This is a genomic window from Promicromonospora umidemergens (assembly GCF_024171995.1).
Classification (GTDB): Bacteria; Actinomycetota; Actinomycetes; order Actinomycetales; family Cellulomonadaceae; genus Promicromonospora; species Promicromonospora umidemergens.
The window spans coordinates 308551-335086 of record NZ_JAMTCT010000004.1 but is presented as its reverse complement, the minus strand read 5'-3'; the positions used below and the strand labels follow the sequence as shown (position 1 = coordinate 335086).

20 protein-coding genes are annotated in these 26536 nt (G+C 71.2%); 13 read left to right on the top strand and 7 right to left on the bottom strand.

From position 1 onward, the window contains the following. Genes APR04_RS09900 through APR04_RS09890 form a run of 3 tightly spaced genes read right to left on the bottom strand, consistent with a single transcriptional unit; the run spans position 1 to position 3738 of the window. Complete coding sequence (locus APR04_RS09900) at positions 1-1698, bottom strand: branched-chain amino acid ABC transporter ATP-binding protein/permease (protein ID WP_253869602.1); 1698 nt, start codon at positions 1696-1698, stop codon at positions 1-3. Continuing rightward, the gene (locus APR04_RS09895; protein WP_253869601.1) at positions 1698-2573 is read right to left on the bottom strand and encodes a branched-chain amino acid ABC transporter permease; all 876 of its coding nucleotides are present in this window, start codon (positions 2571-2573) and stop codon (positions 1698-1700) included. Before APR04_RS09895 ends, APR04_RS09900 begins: the two co-directional genes overlap by 1 nt. Before the next feature lie 13 nt (positions 2574-2586). Next, positions 2587-3738 (bottom strand): ABC transporter substrate-binding protein, encoded by a 1152-nt coding sequence (locus APR04_RS09890; protein ID WP_253869599.1) that lies wholly within the window; start codon positions 3736-3738, stop codon positions 2587-2589. 199 nt (positions 3739-3937) lie between these two features. Here APR04_RS09890 and APR04_RS09885 point away from each other — a divergent pair, with 199 nt between their 5' ends. From APR04_RS09885 to clpX, 7 genes are all read left to right on the top strand, one after another. Further along, positions 3938-5242 (top strand): ABC transporter substrate-binding protein, encoded by a 1305-nt coding sequence (locus APR04_RS09885; RefSeq protein ID WP_253869596.1) that lies wholly within the window; start codon positions 3938-3940, stop codon positions 5240-5242. Continuing rightward, complete coding sequence (locus APR04_RS09880; protein ID WP_253869594.1) at positions 5239-6159, top strand: carbohydrate ABC transporter permease; 921 nt, start codon at positions 5239-5241, stop codon at positions 6157-6159. The genes APR04_RS09885 and APR04_RS09880 overlap by 4 nt, the downstream gene beginning before the upstream one ends. Continuing rightward, on the top strand, positions 6156-6965 hold the full coding sequence (locus APR04_RS09875) for a carbohydrate ABC transporter permease (RefSeq protein WP_253869592.1): 810 nt from the start codon (positions 6156-6158) through the stop codon (positions 6963-6965). Before APR04_RS09880 ends, APR04_RS09875 begins: the two co-directional genes overlap by 4 nt. Before the next feature lie 221 nt (positions 6966-7186). Continuing rightward, positions 7187-8602, top strand: coding sequence for a trigger factor (gene tig, locus APR04_RS09870; RefSeq protein ID WP_253869726.1), 1416 nt, complete (start codon positions 7187-7189; stop codon positions 8600-8602). A 231-nt stretch (positions 8603-8833) separates the two neighbouring features. After that, positions 8834-9469 (top strand): ATP-dependent Clp protease proteolytic subunit, encoded by a 636-nt coding sequence (locus APR04_RS09865; RefSeq protein WP_301312289.1) that lies wholly within the window; start codon positions 8834-8836, stop codon positions 9467-9469. A gap of 43 nt (positions 9470-9512) precedes the next feature. After that, positions 9513-10232, top strand: coding sequence for an ATP-dependent Clp protease proteolytic subunit (locus APR04_RS09860; protein ID WP_308292337.1), 720 nt, complete (start codon positions 9513-9515; stop codon positions 10230-10232). 285 nt (positions 10233-10517) lie between these two features. Beyond that, complete coding sequence (gene clpX, locus APR04_RS09855; RefSeq protein ID WP_253869590.1) at positions 10518-11807, top strand: ATP-dependent Clp protease ATP-binding subunit ClpX; 1290 nt, start codon at positions 10518-10520, stop codon at positions 11805-11807. A 104-nt stretch (positions 11808-11911) separates the two neighbouring features. Here clpX and APR04_RS09850 read toward each other — a convergent pair whose 3' ends face one another. Then, on the bottom strand, positions 11912-13744 hold the full coding sequence (locus APR04_RS09850) for an AMP-dependent synthetase/ligase (protein WP_253869588.1): 1833 nt from the start codon (positions 13742-13744) through the stop codon (positions 11912-11914). 163 nt (positions 13745-13907) lie between these two features. Between APR04_RS09850 and APR04_RS09845 the strand changes: the two genes are divergently transcribed. The 3 genes from APR04_RS09845 (at position 13908) to APR04_RS09835 (ending at position 16331) form a co-directional block, all read left to right on the top strand. Further along, the gene (locus APR04_RS09845) at positions 13908-14255 is read left to right on the top strand and encodes a chorismate mutase (protein ID WP_253869586.1); all 348 of its coding nucleotides are present in this window, start codon (positions 13908-13910) and stop codon (positions 14253-14255) included. A 202-nt stretch (positions 14256-14457) separates the two neighbouring features. Beyond that, positions 14458-15639 (top strand): baeRF2 domain-containing protein, encoded by a 1182-nt coding sequence (locus tag APR04_RS09840; RefSeq protein WP_253869584.1) that lies wholly within the window; start codon positions 14458-14460, stop codon positions 15637-15639. Between the two features lie 185 nt (positions 15640-15824). Continuing rightward, positions 15825-16331 (top strand): DUF1877 family protein, encoded by a 507-nt coding sequence (locus APR04_RS09835; RefSeq protein WP_253869583.1) that lies wholly within the window; start codon positions 15825-15827, stop codon positions 16329-16331. Positions 16332-16419: 88 nt separating this feature from the next. Here the strand turns inward: APR04_RS09835 and valS are convergent, their stop codons facing one another. Together valS and APR04_RS09825 are read right to left on the bottom strand one after the other, a co-directional pair. Further along, a complete protein-coding gene (gene valS, locus APR04_RS09830; RefSeq protein ID WP_253869581.1) occupies positions 16420-19173 on the bottom strand; it encodes a valine--tRNA ligase in 2754 nt (917 codons plus the stop codon). Between the two features lie 52 nt (positions 19174-19225). Further along, positions 19226-22906 (bottom strand): ATP-binding cassette domain-containing protein, encoded by a 3681-nt coding sequence (locus tag APR04_RS09825; RefSeq protein ID WP_253869580.1) that lies wholly within the window; start codon positions 22904-22906, stop codon positions 19226-19228. Positions 22907-23044: 138 nt separating this feature from the next. Here APR04_RS09825 and APR04_RS09820 point away from each other — a divergent pair, with 138 nt between their 5' ends. Continuing rightward, positions 23045-23770: a DUF6597 domain-containing transcriptional factor gene (locus APR04_RS09820; protein WP_253869579.1), complete on the top strand. Its 726-nt coding sequence runs from the start codon at positions 23045-23047 to the stop codon at positions 23768-23770. Positions 23771-23780: 10 nt separating this feature from the next. Continuing rightward, the gene (locus APR04_RS09815; RefSeq protein ID WP_253869578.1) at positions 23781-24668 is read left to right on the top strand and encodes a hypothetical protein; all 888 of its coding nucleotides are present in this window, start codon (positions 23781-23783) and stop codon (positions 24666-24668) included. On the opposite strand, the gene APR04_RS09810 is transcribed toward APR04_RS09815, so the two are convergent. Next, entirely contained in the window at positions 24610-25545 is a 936-nt protein-coding gene (locus tag APR04_RS09810) for a LysR family transcriptional regulator (RefSeq protein WP_253869577.1), read from the bottom strand. The genes APR04_RS09815 and APR04_RS09810 overlap by 59 nt on opposite strands. 145 nt (positions 25546-25690) lie before the next feature. Here APR04_RS09810 and APR04_RS09805 point away from each other — a divergent pair, with 145 nt between their 5' ends. Continuing rightward, positions 25691-26533, top strand: coding sequence for an SDR family NAD(P)-dependent oxidoreductase (locus APR04_RS09805; RefSeq protein ID WP_253869576.1), 843 nt, complete (start codon positions 25691-25693; stop codon positions 26531-26533). Positions 26534-26536: the final 3 nt, after the last annotated feature.

Below are 26536 nucleotides of genomic sequence, written 5' to 3'. Positions count from 1 at the left end.
TCAGGCCTCCGTCCCGAGATATGCCTCGACCACCCGGGGGTCGGCGGCGACGTCCGACGGTGCGCCGGTGGCGATGACCTCGCCGAAGTTCAGCACCACTACCCGGTCGCAGACCTGCCGCACGAGCCCGACGTTGTGCTCGATGAGCAGCACGGCGAGGCCGTCGTCGGCCAGCGAGCGGATGAGGTGGGCGAGCTCGCCGGCCTCCACCTGGTTCATGCCGGCGGCGGGCTCGTCCAGGATGAGCAGGCTCGGGTCGGCGGCGAGCGCCCGGGCGATCTCGAGCCGCCGCTGGTCGCCGTACGAGAGGGCGCCGGCGCGGGTGGTGGCCGCCTCCAGCATGCCGACCCGGCGCAGGCACCGGGCGGCGTGGGTGAGCGCTGCCTGCTCGTCGCGTCGCGCCGACGGCAGCCAGAGCAGCCGCCGCAGCAGCGTCGGCCTCGTCACGAGGTGCCCGCCGACCAGCACGTTCTCCAGCGCGGAGAGCCGGTCGAAGAGCTTGGAGTGCTGGAACGTGCGGCTCACACCGGCGGCGGCCACGCGGTGCACCGGCGCGCGTCCGGCGGTCACGCCGAGCACGCTCGCCGTGCCCGACGACGGCGCGACGAGCCCGCTGAGCATGTTCACGAGCGTCGTCTTGCCCGCGCCGTTGGGCCCGATCAGCCCGAGCAGCTCGCCGCTGCGGACCTCGAGGTCGACGCCGCGCACCGCGTGCACGCCGCCGTAGTCCTTGCTCAGCCCGCTCAGCCGCGCCACGACGTCGCCGCGCGGGGCGTGCTCGCGCGTGCGCAGGTCGGCGCCGTCGTCGCTGCTGCCGCCGTCGTCGCTGCCGCTGCCGCTGCCGCGGCCGTCGAGGTCCGGAACCCGGATCCGCCGGGGGATCCGGCCGGCGAGCCCGCCGGGCAGGAACAGGATGACGACGAGCAGCAGCAGGCCGGCGACGAACGGCCGGATCCAGCCGGCCTCGACGCCCAGGGCGCGCTGGATCTCGGGGATGACCGTGAGGAACGCGCTGCCCACCACGGGCCCGACGAACATCGTCGTGCCGCCCACCATCGCGGTGACCAGCCCGTCGATGGCGGCGGTGAACCCGAAGTCGGCCGGCGCGACCAGGCGCACGGTGTACGCCCACAGCACGCCGTAGAGCCCGGCCACCGCACCGGCCGTCGCGAACGCCCCGAGGCGGTGCCTGCCGACGTCGATCCCCATGGCACCCGCCGCGAGCTCGTCCTCGCGGATGGCCTCCAGCGCCCGGCCGTACCGGGTGGGACCGGACCGCCAGAACCAGTAGGCGACGATCGCCAGCACGACCCAGGCGATCGCGGGCGTGACGATCTTGGGCACGGACAGGCCCTGCGCGCCGCCCGTCCACTCGGCGTTGAGCAGGAAGATGCGCACCGCCTCGGCGAACCCGAGGGTGGCGATGGCGAGGAACACGCCCCTCAGGTGCATGGTCGGCAGCCCCAGCACGACGGCGGCCACCGTCCCCGCCGTCATGCCGATGACCAGGGCGATCAGGAGGGCAGCAAGGTCGCCCACGACGTCGGGGTCCGGTGCCAGGAGCACCGAGGTGTACGCGGCGACCGACGCGAAGCCGGCCTGGCCCAGGCTGAGCTGCCCCGCGTTCAGGACGGCGTAGAACGAGAAGGCGAAGATCGCGCCGAGCGCGATGAAGGTGACCGTCGACTCGGTGAGCATCAGACCTGCCGCGCCCGACGTCCGCCGAACAGCCCTTGCGGCCGCAGCAGCAGGATCCCGAACAGCAGGGCGAAGGCGATCAGGTCACGCCACGCGGAGCCCAGGTACTGCACGGCGAACACCTCGGCCACCCCGAGCAGGATCCCGCCGACGAGCGCACCGGGCAGCGAGCCCATGCCGCCCACCACGATGACCGCGAGCCCCTTGAGCTCGATCGCCGACCCCATGCCGAGCTGCGCCGAGTTCACGTTCATCGCGAACAGCGCGCCCGCGACCGCCCCGAGCGCCGCCGAGATCGCGAACGTCGTCGCGGTGACCCGGTCCACGTTCACGCCCAGCACGCGCGCCGCCGTCGGGTTCTCGGCGACGGCGCGCATGCCCCGGCCGAGCCGGCTGCGAGCGACCAGCCAGGTCAGCCCCACCACCAGCGTGAGGCAGATGCCGACGATGACCACCTGCAGCAGCGTGACCTGGGCGCCGAGCACGTCGAACCGGACGGCCGGGAACGTGTCGGCTGGAAAGCGGCGGGTCTCGGCGCCGTACCGCCACTGGAGCAGCGCGATCAGCATTCCCGCCACCGCGATGGAGGAGATCAGGCCGGCGAAGTGGGCGTCGGCCCGGCCCTTGAGCGGTCGGAACGCCACCCGTTCGACGATCAGCCCCAGGAGCGCGCCCACCACGGCGACCGCAGGCAGGGCCGCCCAGAAGGGCAGCCCGCCCACGGTGACCAGCTCGATACCGATGAAGGCCGAGGCCGCGAACACCGCAGGGTGGGCCAGGTTGAGGCGGTCGAGGATGCCGAACACCAGCGCGAACCCGACGGCGAAGAGCGCGTAGATCGAGCCGATGAAGAGCCCGTTGAGCAGCTGTTGCATGGTGGTGGGGCGCTCAGTCGAGCACGGTGAACGTGCCGTCTTCGACGATCTGCACCACTGCCTCGTGCTCGGCGTCCCGTGCGTCGTTGATGGTCAGCTCGCCCAGCACCGACGGCACGCCGTCGATCGTGCCGAGGCCGTCCTTGATCGCGTCCCGCTCGCCCGAGCACGAGGCCCGCACGGCGGTGTCGATCAGCATGAGACCCGCGAAGGCCTGGGCCGCGAACTGGTCGGGCTGCGACCCGTGCTTCTCCTCGAAGTCGGCGAGGAACGCCGTGTTCTCCGGGTTGTCCGACGCCGAGTTCCACGCGGCGCCGACGACCACACCCTCGGCGGCGTCCCCGGCGTCGGCCATCAGCTGGGGGTTGTTGAAGCCGTTGCCGCCGACGATCGGCACGTCGATGCCGAGCTCGCGCGCCTGCGTGACCAGCGGGATCGCCGCCTCGATGAGGCCGGAGACCACCAGCAGGTCCGCGTCGGCGGCCTTCGCCTCGGTGAGCAGGGCACGGAAGTCGGTGTCGGCCGTGGAGAACTCGAGGGTCTCGGCGACCTCGATGCCCTCGGCGTCCAGCGCCTGCGCGAACACCTCGTAGCCGGCCTCCGTGAAGGCGTCGTCGTTGCTGTACATCACGACGGCGCTCTGGGCCCCGTAGACCTCCTTGGCCTTCGCGACAGTCTGGGGGATCACCTGGGCCTCGGTCAGCGAGTCACGGAAGATGTAGTCGCCCTGCTCGGTGATCCCGTCGGCGGTGTTCGAGATCGCGAGCACCGGAACACCCTCCTCCTGCGCGATCGGCTGCGCCTGGAAGCCGCCGTTGGAGAGAGTGGGACCGATGATCACGCTCACGCCGTCGTCCGCGGTGAGCTGCTCGAACACGGCGATGCCCTGCCGGGGGTCCGTCTGGTCGTCCTCGACCGTCAGCTCGTACTCGACACCGCCCCGCGCGTTCAGCTGCTCGGCGGCCAGCTCGAGGCCTTGTCGCTGCGACTCCCCGTAGCTCGCGGCCGCGCCCGTGAGGCTGAGCGCCGCGCCCACCGGCACGGGCGACCCGATCGTGCAGTCGGCGCCGGTGCCCTCGCCGACGAGGCTGCCGCCGCCGTCACCGGTGCCCCCCGACGAACAGGCGGCGAGCGTGACGGTCACGGCGGTGGCAGCGAGAAACACGCGAGCACGGTGCGACATACAGGTCTCCAGGGGTTTGACGTCGTCGTCAAGGCAGTGGAAGAGAAGGTCGAACAAGCCGGTAGCGGGGGAATTCTGGCACGGACTCAGCCACGATGGCACCAATTTCCGGTGCGGACACGACATGTCGATTCAGCGCAAATGCTTGACACCCTGACCGCGGAGAGGAAACGTCCGGCGCATGAACCGCCGAACCACCCTCGCAGCAGTCACCACAGCCCTCGTGACGCTGACGCTCGCGGCCTGCGCGCCGTCCTCGGGCAGCCCGGAGCCCGGCGCGGCAGCGAGGGAGGGGTGCGACGGCGAGGCGGTCGGTCTCGACGTGTGGTCCTGGCGCACCGAGGACGTCAAGACGTACGAGCAGATCTTCGACGTCTTCGAGGAGGCCAACCCGTGCACCACGGTGACCTTCCAGGCCCACCTCAACACCGAGTACGACCAGATCCTGCGCACCGGCCTGACCGGCTCCGACGGGCCCGACATCGCCCAGGTGCGGTCCTACGGCCTGCTCCAGCCGCTCGTCGAGGGCGGCAACCTGGAGCCGCTGGAGGACCTCGTCCCCGCGCTCGGTGACTTCGACGACGCGCTGCTCGACGGCGCTCGCGGCCGCGAGGACGGTGCGGTCTACGGCGTGCCGCTCGCGTCCCAGACGATCCAGGTCTACTACAACACGGCGATCTTCGAGGAGCACGGTCTGGAGGAGCCCGAGACCTGGGACGACTTCATTGCCCTCAACGACACCCTCCTGGAGACGGACGTGACGCCGCTGGCCGTCGGTGCGCGCGACGGGTGGTTCGTGCCCACCGTGCACGACGCCCTCACGGCCGCCCAGTACGGCGGCGCCGACTTCCAGCAGGCCCTGCGCGACGGCGAGACCGACTTCACCGACCCCGCGTACGTCGACTCCGTCCAGACGCTCAAGGACCTGCAGAAGTACATGCCAGAGGACGTGACCGGCGTGGCGTACACGGACGCGCAGGTGCTGTTCACCTCCGAGCAGGCGGCGATGTTCGCCGGCGGCTCGTACGAGCAGGCGTTCTTCCAGGAGGCCAACCCGGACCTCGACCTCGGCGTCTTCCAGGTGCCGCCGCCGCCCGGTTCGGCCCTCGACCATCCCGTCACCGCCGGGTATGCCGACGGCAGCTGGGGCCTCTCGGCCACCACCGAGCACCCCGAGGAGGCGGAGACGCTGCTGAACTGGCTGGCGACGCCGGAGTTCGGGCAGCTGGTCGCCGACGAGCTCAAGCAGTTCTCGCCGATCCCAGGCGTCGAGTTCTCCGACCCGCTCCAGCAGGAGATGTGGGACCTGTACCAGGAGAACCCCGCGCCCTACCTGCTGCTCGTGGACTACCGCTACGGCGACCCCGTCGGCACCGACCTCATGGGCGAGGCGGGGCAGAAGCTGTTCCTCGGCGACACCTCCGCCGAGGGCGCTGCGCAGATCATCCAGGACGGCCTGTCGGCCTGGTGGACGCCGGGCGAGTGACCCGCCGTCGTACGGCGGCGCTGCCCACGCCCGTCGCACTGCTCTTCCTGCTGCCCGCCGCCACGCTGTTCGCCGTCTTCGTGCTCTATCCGATGGCGACGGCGCTGACCTACTCGTTGTTCTCCTGGCGCGGGACCGCGCAGGACGCGTTCGTGGGGCTGGACAACTTCGTCACGCTGCTGACCACCGAGCCGTACCGCAGCCAGCTGCCGCGGGCGTTCGCGCACAACGCGCTCCTGTTCGCCGGCGCGATGGTCGTGCAGAACTCGGTGGGCCTGCTGCTGGCGTACGCGCTGCACAAGCGGGAGCGCCTGCGCCGCCTGTTCCAGGTGCTGTACACGATGCCGTACCTGGTCTCGCCGCTCGTCGTCGGCTACCTGTGGTCGCTGCTCCTGTCGCCGCTGTTCGGTCCGGTGAACGCGGTGCTGCGCGCCGTCGGCCTGGAGTCCGTGGCCCAGCCCTGGCTGGGCGACCCCGACACCGCCCTGTGGGTGGTGGTCCTGGTGACCGCCTGGCAGTGGGTCGGGTTCCCGCTCCTGGTCTACGGCGCCGCGCTCGGGTCGCTGGACCCCACGATGGAGGAGGCCGCGATGCTCGACGGCGCCACCTCTCGCCAGCGGTTCTGGCACGTCACCCTGCCCATGCTCCTGCCGGTGATCGGCACGGTGAGCGTGCTGACGTTCATCTTCTCCATGGAGGCGTTCCCCATCCCGTACGCCCTCGGCGGGTCCAACGGCAGCCCGGCCGGCGCGACCGACGTCATGTCGCTCCTCTTCTACCGCACGGCCTTCGGCTCGGGGGCCTCCAACGCGATAGGTGTCTCGTCCGCCGTGGCGATCGTGCTGTTCGTCGTGATCGTGGGCGTGTCGGTGCTGTTCACCCGGTGGTTCCGCCGCGTCGAGCGGAGGCTGACGTGAGACGGGTGGGCGTGAACGTCGTGCTGTCGGGCTACGCCGTGGTCGCGCTGGTGCCGCTGCTGATCATGGTCTGGAACTCGTTCCGGACCGATCAGGAGCTCGTGGCCGAGCCGCTCGGCCTGCCGGTCAGCCCGTCGTTCGACGCCTACCGCGAGGCGTGGGTCGAGGCGTCGTTCTCCACCTACTTCCTCAACTCGGTCCTGGTCACCACGGCGTCGGTCGCCCTGTCCACCGCGGTGTCGCTGCTGGCGGCGTACGCGCTCGCGCGGTCCCGGTCGCGGCTCATGGGCGTCATCGAGCAGGTCTTCGTGTCGGGCCTGATGATGCCCGTGTTCCTCATGATCGTGCCGATCTTCTACCTGCTCGACACAATCGGGCTGGCCTCGACCCGGACCGGTCTGATCCTGGTCTACTCGGCCGTGTCGATCCCGTTCTCCGTGTTCGTCCTGGCCACGTTCCTGCGTCAGCTCCCTGACGAGCTGGAGGACGCCGCCCGGATCGACGGTGCCGGACCGCTGCGCACCTTCTGGTCGGTCCTGCTGCCGCTCGTGCGGCCGGCGGTCGCCACGGTGGTGGTCTTCCGCTTCGTGCCCATCTGGAACGACTTCTTCTACCCGCTGATCCTCGTGCGGGACCGCGACCTGTACACGCTGCCGGTCGGCCTGACCACGTTCTTCGGGGAGTATCAGACGTCGTGGTCCACGCTGTTCGCCGGTCTGGTCATCGCCACGCTGCCGCTGGTGCTCCTGTTCCTGGTCGCGACACGCCAGATCGTCGCGGGACTCACTGCCGGGATGGGGCGGTGACGGACGCGGAACGCCCGCTGGCGTGCGAGGCTGGGTGTGCGGCACGCCACCGGCTTGCATTCGGCACCTGTGGTCGTGGGGCGTACCATTGACGGGTTGCCCGTGCGCCTGGCGCACATCGCCTCGCGCGAGCAGCTGCAGCAGAGTTGAGCATCCCCGCGCCACCCCGGGACGCAGTACGCCGGCGTGCGCGCACCCCCGACATTCTGGAGACCATCGAAGTGAAGAGCGCCGTCGAGACCCTGGAGCCCACCAAGGTCAAGCTGACCGTCGAGGTGGACTACGACGAGCTCAAGCCGAGCATCGATCACGCCTACGAGCACATCGCGGAGCAGGTGAACGTTCCCGGCTTCCGCAAGGGCAAGGTGCCCCCGCGCATCATCGAGCAGCGGGTCGGCTGGGGCGCCGTGATCGAGCACGCCGTGAACGACGGCCTCTCCGGTTTCTACCGTGACGCGCTCGGCGAGACCGACCTGCGTCCGCTCGCCCAGCCCGAGATCGACGTGACCGACGTCCCGGCCAAGGCCGGCGAGGGCCAGCTGAAGTTCACGGCCGAGGTCGAGGTGCGGCCGGAGATCGAGCTGCCCGAGCTGTCCGACGTCGACCTGACCGTCGAGTCGACCGAGGTCACCGCCGATGACATCACCGAGCGGATGGACGCTCTGCGGGAGCGTTTCGGCACCCTGGTGGGCGTGGACCGCCCGGCCGTCGAGGGCGACTACATCGTCATCGACCTCAAGGCCCTCATCGGCGACGAGGAGGTCGACTCCGTGTCCGGCGTCTCGTACCAGATCGGCTCCGGCAACATGCTCGAGGGCCTGGACGAGGCACTGACCGGCCTTTCCGCCGGCGAGACCACCACGTTCAAGGCGCCGCTGGCCGGCGGCGACCACGAGGGCAAGGAGGCGGACGTCACCGTCACCGCCACCTCGGTCAAGCAGCGTGACCTCCCCGAGGTGGACGACGACTTCGCCCAGCTCGCCTCGGAGTTCGACACGCTGGAGGAGCTCAAGGCCGACCTCACCACGCAGGTCGCCGGCATCAAGACCTCCAACCAGGCCGTCACCGCCCGTGACGCGCTCATGGAGAAGCTGCTCGAGACCGTCGAGGTCCCCGTGCCGACCGGCGTGGTCCAGGCCGAGGTGCACCGTCACCTCGAGTCCGAGAGCCGCCTGGAGGACGACGAGCACCGCGCAGAGGTCACGGTCGACGCCACCAAGGCGATCAAGAACCAGATCCTGCTCGACACCCTCGCCGAGAAGCTCAAGGTGCAGGTGAGCCAGGGCGAGCTCGTCGAGTACCTGGTGAGCGCGTCGCAGCAGTACGGCATGGAGCCGAGCGAGTTCATCCAGACCCTCGAGCAGGGAGGCCAGATCCCCGCGATGGTCGGTGAGGTCGCCCGCTCCAAGGCGCTGGCGGTCGCGCTGCGCCAGATCGAGGTCAAGGACTCCGACGGCAACGTCGTCGACCTGAGCGAGTTCATCGGCTCGGAGGAGACCGACGACGCCCAGGCTGCCCTGAACGACGCCATGGCGCAGGCCCAGGAGGCCGCTGACGCCGAGGTGACCGAGGACGCCGAGGTGACCGAGGACGCCGAGGGCTCCGCACCGGAGTCGCCGGAGCCCGCGAAGGCCTGACGCGCGCCCGGCCCGAGAGGGCTGAAGCACGACGCCGGACGGCGGTCCGTACCCTCGCGCAGAGGGTGCGGACCGCCGTCCGCGTTCCCCCCGACTTCGCTGTGGGCAGCACCGATGCGCTGTAGGCGAAACGGGCTCCGAATCAGGAGTTCCGGCGGGCGGGGGCACGTTAGGGTCGAGCGACACGACGTCGTAGGACGTGGTCCAAAGACGAGAGTCAGAACCGAGGAGATGGACGTGAACGATCTGCTGCGGATGGATGCTGGGCCGGTAGCACGGGCGGAGGGTGCTGGCTTCGGGCTCAACGACTCCATCTACAACCGGCTGCTCAAGGAGCGCATCATCTGGCTGGGGTCGGAGGTCCGCGACGAGAACGCGAACGCGATCAGCGCCCAGATGATGCTTCTCGCGGCCGAGGACCCCGACAAGGACATCTGGCTGTACATCAACTCGCCCGGCGGCTCCATCACGGCCGGCATGGCGATCTACGACACCATGCAGTTCATCAAGCCGGACGTGGCGACCGTCGCGATGGGCATGGCCGCCTCCATGGGGCAGTTCCTGCTGTCCTCCGGCACGAAGGGCAAGCGGTACATCACGCCGCACGCCCGCGTGCTGATGCACCAGCCGTCGGGCGGTGTCGGCGGGACCGCCACCGACGTGCGGATCGGCGCGCAGCTCATCATGCACATGAAGAAGGTGCTCGCCGAGCTGACGTCCGAGCAGACCGGGCAGCCGATCGAGAAGATCATCAAGGACAACGATCGCGACAACTGGTTCACGGCCTCCGAGGCGCTGGAGTACGGCTTCGTCGACCACGTCGTCGAGAGTGCCGCGCTGGCCGGCGGCGGCGGCATGGCCAGCTGACCGCCCGGAAACTCATCAAGACCTGATCGACGAGGAGACCATCGTGAGTCCTGAAGCCCAGTTCGTCGCAGCCGCAGAGCGCCTTGCCGGCGCACGCGCCCGTTCGGGCGCGGGGCTGCCTTTCGCTACCGCCGGCGCCATGCCGTCCGCCCGCTACGTGCTTCCCCAGTTCGAGGAGCGCACCCCGTACGGCTTCAAGCGCCAGGACCCGTACACCAAGCTGTTCGAGGACCGGATCATCTTCCTGGGTGTCCAGGTCGACGACGCGTCCGCCGACGACGTCATGGCGCAGCTGCTGGTCCTGGAGACCCAGGACCCGGACCGCGACGTGGTGCTGTACATCAACTCGCCCGGTGGCTCGTTCACGGCCATGACGGCGCTGTACGACACCATGCAGTTCATCAAGCCGCAGATCCAGACCGTCTGCCTGGGCCAGGCGGCCTCGGCCGCCGCGGTCCTGCTCGCCGCCGGCCAGCCGGGCAAGCGCCTCGCACTGCCGAACTCCCGCGTGCTGATCCACCAGCCCGCGATGGAGGGCGGCGGCTACGCGCAGGCCTCAGACATCGAGATCCACGCGAACGAGCTCATCCGCATGCGGGAGTGGCTCGAGCTGACGCTCGCGACGCACTCCGGCAAGTCGCCGGAGCAGGTGCGCGACGACATCGAGCGGGACAAGATCCTGACCGCGGCTCAGGCCAAGGACTACGGCCTGATCGACGAGGTGCTCCAGTCGCGCAAGCCCGTCACGGTCGTGACGCGCTGACCTCTCCGGTCGGTTCGGTCACGACCGCCTCCGACGCCGGGGCACGCCACCAATACCGGTGGACGACGGGCCCCGGCGTCGGGCATGGTGGGACACGCTGCGCAGAACATGGCAAAATTGTCATGAAGCGGTGAAAGTCGGTCGTGCGACCCGCCGGGCCGCCAGGCTGACAACAGGCCACCCGTGGTGTGGAATGGATCTTAAGACCGCTCGACGTTGCGGATCTGCTGGGTCAGCCGGCCTGTGCGGGACTCCGTGAGGGTGCACAAGGCGAGGAGACAGGTAGTGGTGCGAATCGGTGACGGCGCGGAACTGCTGAAGTGCAACTTCTGCGGTAAATCGCAGAAGCAGGTAAAGAAGCTGATCGCCGGGCCGGGCGTGTACATCTGTGACGAGTGCATCGAGCTGTGCAACGAGATCATCGAGGAAGAGCTCGGTGAGGCTGCGGAGCTCGGGCTGACCGAGCTGCCCAAGCCGCGCGAGATCTTCGACTTCCTCGAGCAGTACATCATCGGCCAGGACCCGGCCAAGCGCGCCCTGGCCGTTGCCGTCTACAACCACTACAAGCGCATCCAGGCGGGCGAGGCCGGCCGGTCGATCAGCCCGGACGACCAGGACCCGGTCGAGATCGCGAAGTCCAACATCCTGCTCATCGGCCCGACGGGCACGGGCAAGACCTACCTCGCACAGACGCTCGCGAAGATGCTCAACGTGCCCTTCGCCATCGCCGACGCGACAGCCCTCACCGAGGCAGGCTACGTGGGCGAGGACGTCGAGAACATCCTGCTCAAGCTCATCCAGGCCGCCGACTACGACGTCAAGAAGGCCGAGACGGGCATCATCTACATCGACGAGGTCGACAAGGTGGCCCGCAAGGCCGAGAACCCGTCGATCACGCGGGACGTGTCCGGCGAGGGCGTGCAGCAGGCGCTCCTGAAGATCATCGAGGGCACCACAGCCTCGGTGCCGCCGCAGGGCGGGCGCAAGCATCCGCATCAGGAGTTCATCCAGATCGACACCACGAACGTCCTGTTCATCGTGGCCGGTGCGTTCGCAGGGCTGGACGACATCGTCGCCGCCCGCTCCCGCAAGCGTGGCATCGGGTTCAGCGCCCCGATGGAGTCCATCGCGGTCGACGAGGACCTGTTCGCAGAGGTGCGGCCCGAGGACCTGCAGAAGTATGGCCTGATCCCCGAGTTCATCGGCCGCCTGCCCGTCATCGCCTCGGTCTCGCCGCTGGACCGCGACGCGCTGGTCCGGATCCTCACCGAGCCCAAGAACGCGCTCGTGAAGCAGTACAAGCGCATGTTCGAGATCGACGGGGTGGAGCTCGAGTTCGACGAGCCCGCCGTCGGCGCCATCGCTGAGCAGGCCCTGCTCCGCGGAACCGGCGCACGCGGGCTGCGGGCCATCCTCGAAGAGGTGCTCCAGCAGGTCATGTTCGACGTGCCGAGCCGTGACGACGTCGAGCGCGTGGTCATCACCCGCGACGTGGTCCTGGACAACGTGAACCCGACGGTCGTCCCGCGCAAGAACCCGGTGCGCGGCCGCCAGCCCCGCGAGAAGAGCGCGTAGCCGCCGCGGAGCGTGGGCTCGCGGAAGGTCGGTAGAAGGTCAGGTGGTCGGTACCCCGGGGTACCGACCACCTGACCTTCTACCGACCTTCCGAGGCCCTCCCGTCAGGGGGTCGTGGCCACGCGGGCGTTCGGCGTCCTGGTCGTGTACATGGCGTCGACGACGTCGGCGAAGTCGGCGATCACCTTCGAGCGCTTCACCTTGATCGACGGAGTGAGGTAGCCGTTCGCCTCGGTGAAGTCGATGTCGAGCACGACGATCTTCCGGATGGACTCCGCCTTGGAGACCGCCTCGTTCGCGTGGGCGACCGCCTTGTCGAGCTCGGCCAGGACCCGCTTGTGGACGCGCGCCTCGTCCACCGACAGCTTCGGCAGCCCGTTCGCCGCACACCAGCCGGGCAGCATCTCGGCGTCGAGGGTGACGATGGCGCCGATGAACGGTCGCTGGTCCCCGACGGCGACGACCTGGCTGACGATCGGGTGGGCACGCAGGCGGTCCTCGAGCACAGCCGGGGCGACGTTCTTGCCGCCGGCGGTCACGATGATCTCCTTCTTGCGGCCCGTGATGTGCAGGTGGCCGTGCTCGTCGACGCGGCCGAGGTCGCCGGTGCGGAACCAGCCGTTGGCGAAGGCCTCGGCGGTCAGCTCCGGCTGGTTGCGGTAGCCCCGGAAGATGTGCGGGCCGCGCAGCAGCACCTCGCCGTCGTCGGCGATCTGGATGTCCGTGCCGAAGAACGCCGGGCCCACGGAGCCGATCACGATCTGGCCCGGCAGGTTGACCGCGGTCGGGGCGGTGGTCTCCGTGAGGCCGTAGCCCTCGAGGATGGTGACGCACGCGCCGCGGAAGAAGTGGCCGAGGCGTTCACCGAGCGGCGCGCCGCCGGAGACCGCCCACCTCAGCTGGCCGCCCATGGTGGCCTTGAGCTTGCTGAAGACCAGCTTGTCGGCGATCGCGTGCTGGACCTTGAGCGCGCGCCCGGGGCCTGCCGGCACGTCCATGGCTCGCGAGTAGCTCTCCGCGACCAGGGCCGACCAGCTGAAGATCCTCGCCTTGAGGGGCGACGACGCCTTCTGCTCCGCGCTGTTGTAGACCTTCTCGAACACGCGCGGCACGGCCAGGAGGTACGTCGGCCGGAACGAGCCGAGGTCGCCGACGAGGTTCTTGATGTCGGGGGCGTGCCCCAGCACCGCGTCGCCGGCGATGGTCGCGACCTCGACGAAGCGTGCGAACACGTGCGCGAGCGGCAGGAACAGGAGCGTGCGGGCGTTCTCTGCCCGCAGCAGCTCCGGGATGCCGACGGCGGCGTTCATCGTCAGGTGCGCGAAGTTGCCGTGCGTGAGCTCGACGCCCTTGGGCCGGCCGGTGGAGCCGGAGGTGTAGATGATGGTCGCCAGGTCGTCGCGCCGGACGGCGTCACGACGTTCGGCCACGATGCCGGCGGAGAGGTTGGTGCCTGCCTTGCGCAGGTCGAGGATCGCCGCGTCGTCGATGAGGAGGATGTCCTCGAGCCGGGGCAGGCTGGGACGCACGCCGGCGACGGTGTCGGCGTGCGCGCGGGACTCGACGACGACGAGGCGGACGTCCGCGTCGGACAGGATCCACTGGACCTGCTCGGCCGACGAGGTCTCGTAGACCGGCACGGCCACGGCACCGGCGGCCCAGATGGCGAAGTCGAGCAGCGTCCACTCGTACCGGGTGCGTGACATGATCGCGACGCGGTCGCCTGCCTCGATGCCACGGGCCACGAGACCGCGAGCGACAGCGAGGACCTCGTCCTCGAACTGGCGCGCCGACACCGCTGTCCACGTGCTGTCGGGCGTGTCACGCCGCTCGATGAGTGCCTCGTCCCCGGAGCGGGCCACGCGGTCCGCGAGGATCGTGTTGATGCTGGTGCTCTCGGGCACCTCCACCAAGGCCGGCGACGTGGCGAGTGTCATCTTCTGCTCTCCGTTGAAGTCTTGAAGAGGTGAAGCCAGAGTTCTGGGCCTTCACCAAGTTGCGTGCCTGCTCGGGTGACTGTAGCCGATCTATGTCGCAGGCCGGAACTGCCTCTGTGGACAGTCTTCGTCGCTGGCGCCGGAGGCCGGTTAGCCTTTTCCTGTGTCTGACAACGAACCGACCAGCGCTCCGGTGCCGTCCGAGATCATCCGGCTCCGTGGGAGCATCGACAACATCGACGCGGCACTCGTGCATCTGCTCGCCGAGCGGTTCAAGATGACGCGGCGGGTCGGGGAGCTCAAGGCGGTCGGCGGTCTTCCCCCGGCGGACCCGTCCCGCGACCGGCAGCAGATCGCCCGGCTCACCTCCATCGCCGAGGAGTCGGGTCTTGACCCAGAGTTTGCCGTGCAGTTCCGCCAGTTCATCGTGAGCGAAGTGATCCGCCACCACGAGCTGATCGCCGCGCGGCACAAGGGCGAGAACCTCCCTGAGGTGGATACCTACGCTTGAAGGTGACCACCACATGACGCGGCTTTGCCTTGCTCGGGTATGAGGTCGACGTCAGGTGGCGCGTATTTGGTGTGGAGGTCACAGGTAATTCCGGCGTGGGGGTGGCGCGCGCCCGTGATCCGTCGTTTCCTGGAGGGAACGCCGGGGCGGGGTCGTGCGGTACGGCATCCCTTCGACCTCGGCGGGAGACGCGGAGGTTCGAATGAAGATCGACTGGCTCAAACCCCTCCTCGGCCATCAGGGCCCCTTTGCGACACTGCACCTGGACGCGACGCCGTCCGAGCAGGCCGCCGAACGTGACGTCGAAGGCCGCTGGAACGCGGCGCGCAAGGACCTGGCGCAGCAAGGTGCGCCGACCGGCGTGCTGGACGCCATCGAAGACGTGGTGCTGCGGCCCACCAGGGTCCCGGGACCGCACGGCCGGGTCGTCATCGCAGACGGCACGGGCGTGCTGGTCGACCGCGTGGTGAACAACCCGCCGACCGATACGGCGAGCTCGTGGGCCCCGGTGCCCGCACTGCTGCAGGCGGCGCTCGCCGCCGACGAGTCGGTGGAGCTGCTCAAGGTGGCCGTCGACCGTCAGGGTGCCGACTTTCTCCGGGCGGGGCAGAGCGGCAAGGTGCACAGCACGTTCCAGGCCCCGCACGACGAGATCGAGAAGTCCGGGTCGAACGAGGTCAAGCGTGCGCGCATCGAGTCCCGCGCGGAGGACTCGTGGGACCGCAACGCGGCCGCCGTCGCGGCCGAGATCGAGCGTCAGGTGGCCGACACGAGGCCGGAGCTGGTGCTGCTCACGGGTGACAAGCGCGCGGTGCCGCTCGCGCGTGCGGCGCTGACGTCGCCGACGACCGAGAAGGTGGTCGAGGTGTCGGGCGGCGGGCGCAGCGGCGGGGGCGTGCACGAGGGTGCGTTCGCAGAACGGGTCGGCGAGGCGCTCGACTCGTACCGGGAGCGGCGTCGCGAGCGCGTCCTGGCGGAGCTCCGGCAGGAGCTCGGCCGTGAGTCGAACGCCGTGACGTCGGTGGACGACGTCGTGGCGGTGCTCGCCCGCGGCCAGGTCAAGGAGCTGGTCCTCGCGGAGGAGTACGGAACCGGCAGCTCGCCCATGAACGGTCGCAAGCTCTGGATCGGGCCGGATCCGATGCACATCGCGGGGTCCCGGTCCGACCTCGAGGCGGTGGGCGTGACGGAGCGGATGGAGGAGCTGCCCGCGTCGGTGGCACTCGTGCGCGCGGCGGTGGGGCAGGACGCAGGCCTGACGTTCGCGCCCGAAGGCTCCGTCGAGCTCATGGACGGCGTCGCCGCGACGCTGCGCTGGCGCGACGACGGCACGCCGACCGAGGCACTCGCGAGCATGTCGGGAGACGATCGACGGCTGCACTGAATCTCGCACCGATTCCGCGCGTGAATTCGGTATGAACTCTCGGCCAGTTCCCGGGGACTAAAACCCCAGAACGGGCAGCCGTCCGGATGGAATTTCCGATTTACCGTGTATGGGAAAATGTTGCGCGAGAATGTGTCCGTTTTGCCCATACACACGGAAACGCATTATCGGTACGGTCACGGGCCATGGGGATGATTCATTGTGAGTACGCGCGGCTTGCCGCCGACGACTTCGACAAGGCACGGTCCGATCTGACCTGGGCACTCGAGCACATCGACGAGCTCGCCGGTGAATGGGTGCAGATGGACCTTCCGGCAAAGGAGGCGAGGTACTTCAGCATCGGGACCGTCTGGGGTCCGCTGCACACGGTGCTGCGGGTGCATGGTGAGATGCCCGTCGACCCGGTGCAGGGCGGTGCTGAGCTCGGCCCCGCCGACGGGATCACGCCGGTGCGCTACCTGAGCCCGGAGGACGTGGAGAAGGCCGCAGCGTTTCTGGTCGGCACCTCGTTCGACACCCTGGCGCCGCTCGCCGACGCCGCCCACGTCTGCGACGAGGAGGTGTGCCCGGACCCGGGCGAGCACGCCGTCGAGACCGACGCCGAGCGTCTGGCCCAGGCCTACGGCGAGCTGACCGCGTTCTACGGCGCGGCTGCCGAGGCGGGCGACGCAGTGGTACTGATGCTCAACTGAACAACGGTCGACCCCGGTGGTCGAGCCTGTCGGGACAGGTCCCGACAGGCTCGACCACCGGGGTCGACCTGTGCGGCGGCTGTTCGCCTCAGCCCTTGTTGCGGGGCGGGGCCTCGCCCAGCTCGCTCGAGGTCACGACCATCCCGCCCTGGACCGCCTGGTCGCCCTGACCGTCGGCGGCAGGAACCAGGTCGAGCACACCGGTGACGCGACCGGCGGCCTTGATGTCCTCGACCGCGGTCTCGACAGCGGTGAGCGAACCGGCGGGCACGGCGAGCGACGCCGCCACGATCGGCGTGCGCATCGACGCCTTGGCCTCGGACTTCACCTTGCGCAGCGCGGCCAGGGCATGGCCGGCCGCCGCGAGGTCGGCCGGATCGGCGTCGCCCGCTGCCGTGCGCAGCGGCTCCGCGACGGGCCACTCGGCGCGGTGCACCGAACCCTCGCGCCACCAGGACCAGACCTCTTCCGTGGCGAACGGGACGTAAGGCGCCAGGAGCCGCAGCATGGTGTCGAGCGCGATCGCCAGGGTGGTGCGGGCCGACGTCGTCCCGGCGGAGAGGTTCGCCGCGTCGTCACCGGCACCGTAGGCGCGGTCCTTGACGAGCTCGAGGTAGTCGTCGCAGAACGCCCAGAAGAACGTCTCGGTGAGCTCGAGCGCACGCGTGTGGTCATAGGCCTCGAGCGCGGCGGTGGCCTGCTCGACGACTCCCGCAAGGCCGGCCAGCATCGACCGGTCCAGGGCGACCGTCACGGCCGCCGGGTCGAGCGCGATCTCGCTGCCCGCGCCGCCGCCGAACGACAGCGCGAACTTCGAGGCGTTGAGGACCTTGATCGCCAGCCGGCGACCGATCTTCATCTGCCCCACCTCGAACGCCGCGTCCGTACCCAGGCGCGCCGAGGCCGCCCAGTACCGCACCGCGTCCGAGCCGTGCTCGACGAGCAGGTCCATGGGCGTGACGACGTTGCCCTTGGACTTCGACATCTTCTTGCGGTCCGGGTCGAGGATCCAGCCGCTGATCGTCGCGTTCTTCCACGGCAGCACCTTGTTCTCCAGGTGCGAGCGCACCACGGAGGAGAACAGCCACGTGCGGATGATGTCCTGGCCCTGGGGGCGCAGGTCCATCGGGTATACGCGGTCGAAGAGGTCCTGGTCCCGCTCCCAGCCGCCGACGATCTGCGGGGTCAGGGACGAGGTGGCCCAGGTGTCCATGACGTCGGCGTCGCCGATGAAGCCGCCGGCCTGGCCGCGCTGGTCCTCCGTGTAGCCGGCGGGCGCCTGCGAGGTCGGGTCGATCGGCAGCGACTCCTCGGCCGGCACGATCGGGTGGTCGTAGTCGACCTCGCCGTTCGCGTCGACCGGGTACCACAGCGGGATCGCGACGCCGAAGAAGCGCTGGCGGCTCACGAGCCAGTCGCCGTTGAGGCCGTTGACCCAGTTCTCGTACCGCACCCGCATGAAGTCCGGGTGGAAGTCGAGCTCCTTGCCGCGGGCCAGCAGCTCCTCGCGCAGGTCCTTGTCCCGGCCGCCGTTGCGGATGTACCACTGGCGCGAGGTCACGATCTCGAGGGGCTTGTCGCCCTTCTCGAAGAAGTTGGCCTTGCGCTGCGTGGCCACCGGCTCGGTCGGCATGTCGCCCGACGCGGTGAGCGCGTCGACGATCGCCTTGCGGGCGCTGAAGGTCGTCTTGCCGGCGACCTCGGCCTCGAAGAGCTCGGCACCCGGGCCGGCCGCCAGCCACTCCGGCACCTCGCGCGTGATGCGGCCGTCACGGCCCACGATCGAGCGGGTCGGCAGCTGCAGCTCGCGCCACCACTGCACGTCGGTGAGGTCACCGAAGGTGCAGCACATCGCGATGCCGGCGCCCTTGTCCGGCTCGGCCAGGTGGTGCGCGAGCACGGGGACCTCGACGCCGAACAGCGGCGACGTCACGGTGGTGCCGAACAGGTGCTGGTAGCGCTCGTCGTCGGGGTGCGCGATGAGCGCGACGACGGCGGGGATCAGCTCCGGCCGGGTGGTCTCGATGTAGACCGGCTCGCCGCCGGCCTGGTGGAAGGCGACCTTGTGGAAGTGGCCCGGGTAGTCCCGCGCCTCCAGCTCGGCCTGGGCCACGGCGGTCTGGAACGTGACGTCCCACAGCCCCGGTGCCTCGGCCTGGTACGCCTCGCCGCGCCGCAGGTTGCGCACGAACGCCCGCTGCGCCGTGGCGCGCGAGCTGTCACCGATGGTCTGGTACGTCTGCGCCCAGTCCACGGAGATGCCGAGGCGGCGCCACAGCTCCTCGAACTGCTTCTCGTCCTCGGCCGTCAGGCGCTCGCACAGCTCGACGAAGTTGCGGCGGCTGATCGGGACCTGGTCGGCGGCCTTGACGCTCTTGCCGGTGCCCTCGAACGGCGGCGTGAAGTCGGGGTCGTAGCGCAGCGACAGGTCGACGCGCACGCCGTAGTAGTTCTGGACGCGGCGCTCGGTCGGCAGGCCGTTGTCGTCCCAGCCCATGGGGTAGAAGACCTCGAGGCCGCGCATGCGCTTGAAGCGCGCCACGATGTCGGTGTGCGTGTAGCTGAACACGTGGCCCACGTGCAGCGAGCCCGACGCCGTGGGCGGTGGCGTGTCGATCGAGTAGACCTCGCCCCTGGCCTTGGTGCGGTCGAACGCGAAGGTCTTCTCCGCGGTCCAGCGCTCGTCGAACTTGGCCTCGAGCCCGTCCGCGCTGACCTTGTCCGGGACCTCCTTGACCACCGCGCGTACGACGTCGGCGCCGGGTACCGAGGCGGCCGAAGAGCCGTGGGCGGGTGTGGTCGTGGCCGGGTCCGTCGGCCCGGAGGAGGCAGGAGTGCTCATGCGCACCAGTGTCCCAGATTCGAGCAAGCCGAGATGCACGTTTCCACCGGTGTCAGCCGGCCAGGTGGGACCAGCGTGGCTCCAGGTCACGCCACGGACCGACGGCGGCAACGCGTCCGCCGTCGAGCACCACCACCCGGTCGGCGGTCGCGAGGGTCGCGGCGCGCGACGTCGTGCCCACCACCGTGGTGCCGGCGGCCCGTAGCCCTGACCACACCTCGGCCTCGGTGACGGCGTCGAGGGCCGAGGAGACGTCGTCCACGAGGAGCAGGTCGGAGCCGGTGGCCAGTGCACGGGCCAGGCCGAGCCGCTGGACCTGACCGCCCGAGAGGCGCAGGCCGCGGTGCCCCACCAGGGTGTCGGCGCCACCGGCCTCGGCGACGTCGCGACCGAGCCCCGCCGCACCCACCGGGCCGGTCACCGGGCGGTCGTGGTCGAGCCGCACGTTGTCCGCGAGGGTTCCCGACACGACGTGCGGCACCTGGGCGACGTGGGCGACGCGGGGCGGGCGCAGGAACGTCTCCGGATCGCTGACCTCGGCGCCGTTCCAGGTCAGCCGTCCGCCGGTGTCGACGAGCCCGGACAGGGCCCCGAGCAGGGACGACTTGCCGGATCCGACGCGCCCCACCACCAGCACGAGCTCGCCGCGCCGCACGGTGAGGTCCACGCCGGCCACGCCCACCGTGCCGTCGTCGTGCGTCGCGCTGAGGCCGTCGAGACGCAGCTCGCGCAGGCCGTCCGACGCCGGGGCGAGGCCGGCCGTCGGCGTGGTCCGGGTCTGCCCGTCCGTCGCGCTCCTCCCCGCCGGGACGGCCGCGCCGGTGAACAGGTCGACGTCGTCGGGCACGTCCGCGAGGCGCTCCGTACCGGCGTACCTGGACGTGACCTCGACCCAGCGGCGGGCGGAGGCGGCGCTGGTGACGAGCTGGCCCAGCCCGTACCCGATCCAGCTGAAGGTGCCGATCGAGGTGCTGACCAGGAGGGTCGTGGCAAGGGACCACGTGCCGTTCAGGTGCAGCGCCCACGCCAGGACCGCCGCGATGCGGCTGAGCACTGACGGCGCGAGCCCGACGAGGAAGTCGGTCCGCTCCTCGCGCAGCGACGCCAGCACGCGGCGGCCGTCCACCCGGGCGACCTGCGCAAGGACGCCGCTGGTCGAGGCGGAGAGCTTGACGGTGCGCACGGCGTCGAGGGCCGAGCCGAGCAGCCGGCCCAGCTCCGCCGCGGCGTCGCCCGCCTGCCGCGCGGCGGCCGCGACGGCTCGGCTGCCCAGCACCTGCGCCGCGCACATCATGGCCGCCATGGTGAGCCCGATCGCGCCGGCCAGCAGGCTGTCGCTCAGCACCACGAGCAGCCCGAGCGTGACCGGTGCCGTGACGAGCTCGCGCCAGGCCTGGGTGTGGCCGGTGAGCCGGTACTCCTCCTGTGCGCGCGCGGCGATCTCTCCGGGGGCGTCGCGGACGGTGCGCCGCTGCGCCGTCTGCCCGCGCAGGACGGCGAGGCGCAGCCGCAGCCGCGAGTCGGCCCACCAGCGTGCGCTCGTCAGGCGGACCGTGAACGGCAGCAGCGTGTTGGCCACCACGGCCGCCAGGATGGCGCACGCCAGCAGCCAGGGCGCGGAGCCTTGTTCCAGGTCCACGACGAGCGACGCCCACAGCCAGCCGACGACGAGGCCGGTCGAGGTGAGGTAGTCCGTGAGCTCCCACACGACGGCCGGGAGCAGCAGGCCGAGGGGCCGGGCGCGCAGCGTGCTCCACACGGCGCGCACCATCGACGTGCGGGCCGGTGGGTCGTCCCTGGCTCCTCGACCGGCCCGGGCGGAGCCGGCGGTGGTCGGGGTGGTCGGGGTGCGGGGGGCCACCACGGACGGTTCCGGTTGCGGTTCCGGTTGCGGTGCCGGTTGCGGTGCCGGTCGGCCCGGCTCGCCGTCGGCGGGTCGGGTGGCCGACCCGGTCGACCCGACGGCGTCCTCGTCCCCGAGCCCGGCCGCGGCGACCAGCCGCGAGAAGTACCCGTTCGCCGACGCCAGCCGGTCCCACGGCCCGTGCTCCACGAGACGCCCGCCGTCGAGCACCGCCACCGTGTCGGCATGCCGCGCCGTGGGCAGCCGGTGTGCGACGACCACCGCCGTCCGCCCGGCGAGAAGGGCCTGCGTGGCCAGGGTGACCCGCTCCGCCGTCGCAGGGTCCATCCGTGCGGTGGCCTCGTCGAGCACGACCACCTCGACGTCGCGCACCAGGAGCCGCGCGAAGGCGACCAGCTGCTCCTCCCCGGCCGACAGGGTCACGCCGTCGGACCCCAGGCGGGTGTCCAGGCCCTGCGGCAGCGACCGCACCCAGGCCCGCAGGCCGAGCGCGTCCACCGCCTGCTCGACCCGCTCCGCCGGCACCGGCGCCCAGAGCGTGATGTTGTCGGCGAGGGTCGCGGCCAGGATCTCGGTGCGCTGCCCGACGACGCCGACGTGGGTGCGCAGCTCGTGCACGTCCAGGCCGGTGATGTCCTGGCCGTCCAGGAAGACGCTCCCCGCGGGCGGGTCGACCGCCCGGGACAGCATCTTGGTCAGCGTCGTCTTGCCCGACCCGGTCCGGCCGACGAGCGCGCACGTGCTGCCCGCCGGGACGGTCAGCGAGAGCGGGCCCAGGGTGAACCCGCCGCCGTACGCGAAGGTGAGGTCGCGCAGCTCGACGTCCGCTCCGGTGGGTCGCCCAGGCGCATCCGGACCGGGTGCCGCCGTGCTGCCGGGGAAGGGTGCCCCGCCGACAGGCTCCTGGGCCCGGGCCAGCAGGTCCCGGACCCGCTGGAACGTGCCGATCGCCTCCTCGAGCCGGGGCAGCAGGCGGCCGAGGACGTCCACCCGTCCGACGAACCCCGTGACGAGCAGCCACAGCGCGACCAGCCGCGCGACGTCGAGCGTGCCGCCCGTGACGGCCCACACCCCGCCGACGAGGACGGCGCCGACCAGGGCGTCGAGCGGCAGCTCCGTCCGCAGCCGCACGCGGGAGAAGGCCACCGACCACTCCTCGCGGAGCCGGATCTGGCGTGCGGCCAGCTCGGCGTACCGACGCAGCACGTACCGCTGACCGTCGGCCGTGCGCAGGTCGTCCCGGGCGGCCACCGCCTCCTCGAGCTGGGCCATGTGGTCCGAGGCCGCCTCGGAGCTGAGCCGGCTCAGGTCGCGCAAGGGCCGCGCCGACCGGCGGGCGAACACCAGCACGACGGTCGCCACCAGCGGGAACGCCACCCAGGCCGGCCACCAGACGAGGCCTGCGGCCACCCACCCGACCACCAGGCTGATCGCTGCCTGTCCGAGGGTGATGCCGATACCGCTGATCGCGCGGGTGAGCCGTTCCGGATCACCGTTGACCCGGTCCAGCAGCTCGCCCACCGCCTGCTCCTCGAGCGCGGGCAGGGGCTGGCCGAGGGCAGCGGCGGCGAGGTCGGAGCGGAGCGTGGCCTCCGCTCGGGCCACGGCGCGCTGCACGACCAGCCAGGTCACGGCGTCCAGCACGATCACAGCCGCACTCACCGCCGCGAGCACGATCAGCGTGTCCCGGGCCGGCTCGGCGGCCATCCGGCCGGTCACGACGGCGGCGTACGACGACGCCCCGGCCGCGAGCAGCGCTGCCGGAACCGCGACGGCGGCGACCCGCAGCGCGCGGCGGCGCCACGGGGCGTGGCGCTGGTCGCGGACGGGGACGGTTCGGCGGCTCGGGCGAGCCGGTACGTGAGGCACGCCACGACTCTGCCACCGGTCACTGACACGCAACCTGACCTGCGGCCTCACCCCGACGGGCCAGAGGCTCAGGTCGGTCGGGCGGGCGTGAGCGGCTGACACCGGCGGGTGTCAGGGGGTCCGCGTAGCGTGGTTCCGGTGACCTACCGTGAGCTCGCTCCGCCGACCGGCCTGCTGCCGGTGGTCGCCTGCCTGTGGGAGCACGACGCGCCGCCCGGCCACGAGCAGCGGATCATCCCTGACGGCTGCGTCGACCTGGTCCGGCTCGACGGCGAGCTGGTGGTGGTCGGCGCCGACACCGGCCCGGTCGTGGCCGTGCCGGCCGCGACCCCGGCGTCGCGCACCAGCGGAATCCGGCTCCGGCCCGGCGCGGCGGGCGCCGTTCTCGGCCTCCCCGCGTCGGAGGTGCGCGACCAGCGCGTGCCGCTGGCCGACGTGTGGCCCGACGTCGGCCCGGCGCTCGCCGCGGCGCTCAGCACGGCGCACCCGGCGGGCCGGCTGGACCTGCTCGCGCGCACCGTGCTGCACCGCAGGGCGGAGCGGGACGGGCTCGTCGCGGCGGCCGCGCGGCAGCTCGGAACGCCCGGGTCGCGGATCGCCGTCGTCGCCGACGACCTGGGCGTGAGCGAGCGGCACCTGCACCGCCGTACCGTCGCCGCCGTCGGCTACGGGCCGAAGATGCTGGGGCGGGTGGCCCGGCTGCGGCGGCTCATCGGCCTGTCCGCCGGCCCGCCGTCGTCCCTCGCGGATCGCGCGGCACGGGCCGGGTACGCGAGCCAGGCCCACATGTCCGACGAGGTCCGCCGGCTGACCGGCCGCACACCCGTCCGATTCCTGGAAGACGCCGCCCTGACCGCCGCATAGCGTCGGAGCCATGAGCACAACGACGAGTATCGATGTCGGAGCCGCCGAGCGGTTCCTCTACGACGACGCCCGACTGCTGGAGCGGCACCGCCTCGGGGTGCTCCTCCACGACGCACCGGCCAGCCGTGTCCTGGACGCCCTGCGCCCCTACCGGAACGACGACGGCGGCTGGGGCCACGCTCTGGAGCCCGACCTGCGCGGGCCCGACAGCCAGGTCTCGGGCGCGCTGTCGGCGCTCGAGGTGCTCGCCGAGCTGGGGACGGCGGCCGACCCGGCAGTCGCACGGCTGGTCACGGAGACCGCCGACTGGCTGGCCTCGGTGGCCCTGCCGGACGGGCGGGTGCCGCACGTGCTGCCGACCGCGGCCGACTACCCGGCGGCGCCGTGGATGCAGCCGAACGAGAACGGGTTCCTCACGTTCGCGATCACCGCTCGGCTGTGGGAGCTCGGCCTGAACCACCCGTGGCTCGACGCCGCGACGACGTGGTGCTGGGGCCAGCTGGAGGGCGAGGCCCCCGTGGACGGGTACACCGTCCTGTTCGCGCTGAACTTTCTCGACGCGGTGCCCGAGCCGGACCGGGTAGCGGCCGCCGTCGAGCGCCTGCGGCCCGCCCTGCGCGACGACGGGTCCATCGCCGTCGACGGCGGCCAGGACGACGAGCAGCTCACGCCGCTGCAGCTGTCCGCGCGGCCAGGATCGCCGAGCCGGGCGCTCTTCTCCTCAGGGCAGATCTCGGCGGAGCTGGACCGGCTGGAGGGGGAGCAGCTCGAGGACGGCGGCTGGGACTTCGACTTCCTGCACTGGTCGCCGGGTCAGACCGTGGAATGGCGGGGCATCGTCACGCTGGGTGCCCTGCGGACGCTTCGGCAGCACGAGCGGCTTCCGCGGCTTCCGTAGCCTGCTCGGTGGCGTGCCGCACGAACCTCGCCACGTCGGGCGACGTAGCGGTGCAGGACCAGGCGATCCGTAGCTCGCTGCCCGAGAGGCCGACGACAGGCACGACCACCGTGCCGTCCGTCGGCCGCTCGGGTACGTGCGCGCTCGGCATGAAACCCACCGCCTGACCGAGCCGGATGCTGCCGGCGTACTGGGCGGCGTCACGCACCACCGGGCCGGGCCGCCAGTCGTGATCGTCGAGGTCCGTGCCGGTCCAGAACGCCATGGCGGCGGACGTGAGGTCGGGCCAGACCGGGAACGACTCACCGGCCAGCTCGCTGCGGTGGATCACGTCCCGCCCGGCCAGCGGATGGGACTCGGGCAGCAGGGCGACACGGGCGTCGGTCCGAAGGAGATCGCTGTCCATCCCGCGGTGGTCGAACGGGCTGCGCAGCAGCGTCACGTCCGCCTCGCCCGCGCGCACCTCCGGGGCCTGGGCAGACACGGCGGCGATCGCCGCGCGAGCGGGCAGGGCGTCCGGATGGTGCTCGTTGTAGGAATCCACGAGCCGGTGCAGCGCCCCCACGTCGCAGGCCCGCGCCGTCACGCGCAGGTGCGGCTCCTCGCGGCCGAAGCGCGCCGCCCGGTTCAGCGCGGCCTCGGCGGCCTCGACGAGGCAGCGCGCGTCCCGGAAGAACTGTTGACCGGCCTCGGTGAGCACGGCCCCCTGGGGCCGCCGCACGAAGAGGGCAGTCCCGATGGCATTCTCCAGCGTCCGGATCGCCCGCGACAAGGCCGGCTGAGTCATGCCGAGCCGCTCGGCGGCCCGGGTGAACGTACCCTCGTCCGCCACCGCGACGAAGTAGCGCATGTGCTTGAGATCGACTTCAGGCGTCACTCGACGAGGATGCCACTTCCCCCGGCCGCGTGCCATGCCCCCAGGGCATACCCCCATGCCAGGCCGGCCTTGGACCGGACATCGAGGATCCGCTGTGCTGGTCCTTGGCCGCATCCGCGGCTCGTACCGGCACAAGGAGAACACCATGTCGCAGAACAAGGCAGTCGTCACGGCAGGCACCCGGGGGATCGGCGCGGAGGTGGCGCAGGAGCTCGCCCGACGCGGTTACGCGGTGACGATCGTCGGCCGCGACCTTGAGCACGGCGAGCAGACGGCACGCCGGATCGGTGGCGCGCGATTCCTCCAGGCGGACCTGTCCGTGCTGGCCGAGGTCCGTGCGCTCGGCGAACGGCTCGGGGCAGAGGGGCCCCTCCAGCTGCTCGTGAACAACGTGGGTGGCATGTGGTCCGAGCGGTGGGAGACGGCCGACGGCATCGAGGCGAGCTTCGCGGTCAACCACCTGTCCCCGACGGTGTTGACCGAGGCGCTGCTCGACGCGCTGCGGGCGGGCGCTCCCAGCCGGGTCGTGAACGTCACCTCGTCGTCGATCAGCACCGTCCCTGGGATGCCCACCTACGACGACGTCGATCCGGACGAGTACTACGGCATGGCGGTGTCCGGCCGCGCCAAGCTCGCGCACCTCGCCTACAGTCTCGACCTGGCTGACCGGCTGCGCGGCACCAACGTCTCGGTGCTGGCAGCGGATCCCGGAGCGGCCGCAACGCCCAATGCCGCCGAGATGACTCCCGAGATCCTGCCGCCCGCACTCCGCCCGCACTGGCAGCAGATCCTGGAGATGCAGCGTCCGGCCGCGGAGGCGGCCCGATCGGTGGTGTTCGCCGCCACCGACCCGTCCCTCGCCGACCGGACGGGGGTCGTTCTCGACCCGGAGTGCCACCCGTCGGACGCCCTGACCAGCGCGATCACTCCAGACCTGCTGGCCGCGTCCCAGGCGCTCACCGAGCGGGTGCTCAAGGCGAGTCTCTGACCA

Coding starts and splice junctions, on each gene's coding strand:
- APR04_RS09900 (WP_253869602.1), bottom strand. CDS start 1,698: ATGCTCACCGAGTCGACGGTCACCTTCATCGCGCTCGGCGCGATCTTC.
- APR04_RS09835 (WP_253869583.1), top strand. CDS start 15,825: ATGGGGATGATTCATTGTGAGTACGCGCGGCTTGCCGCCGACGACTTC.
- APR04_RS09815 (WP_253869578.1), top strand. CDS start 23,781: ATGAGCACAACGACGAGTATCGATGTCGGAGCCGCCGAGCGGTTCCTC.
- APR04_RS09840 (WP_253869584.1), top strand. CDS start 14,458: ATGAAGATCGACTGGCTCAAACCCCTCCTCGGCCATCAGGGCCCCTTT.
- valS (WP_253869581.1), bottom strand. CDS start 19,173: ATGAGCACTCCTGCCTCCTCCGGGCCGACGGACCCGGCCACGACCACA.
- APR04_RS09895 (WP_253869601.1), bottom strand. CDS start 2,573: ATGCAACAGCTGCTCAACGGGCTCTTCATCGGCTCGATCTACGCGCTC.
- APR04_RS09885 (WP_253869596.1), top strand. CDS start 3,938: ATGAACCGCCGAACCACCCTCGCAGCAGTCACCACAGCCCTCGTGACG.
- APR04_RS09865 (WP_301312289.1), top strand. CDS start 8,834: ATGGACGTGAACGATCTGCTGCGGATGGATGCTGGGCCGGTAGCACGG.
- APR04_RS09805 (WP_253869576.1), top strand. CDS start 25,691: ATGTCGCAGAACAAGGCAGTCGTCACGGCAGGCACCCGGGGGATCGGC.
- APR04_RS09850 (WP_253869588.1), bottom strand. CDS start 13,744: ATGACACTCGCCACGTCGCCGGCCTTGGTGGAGGTGCCCGAGAGCACC.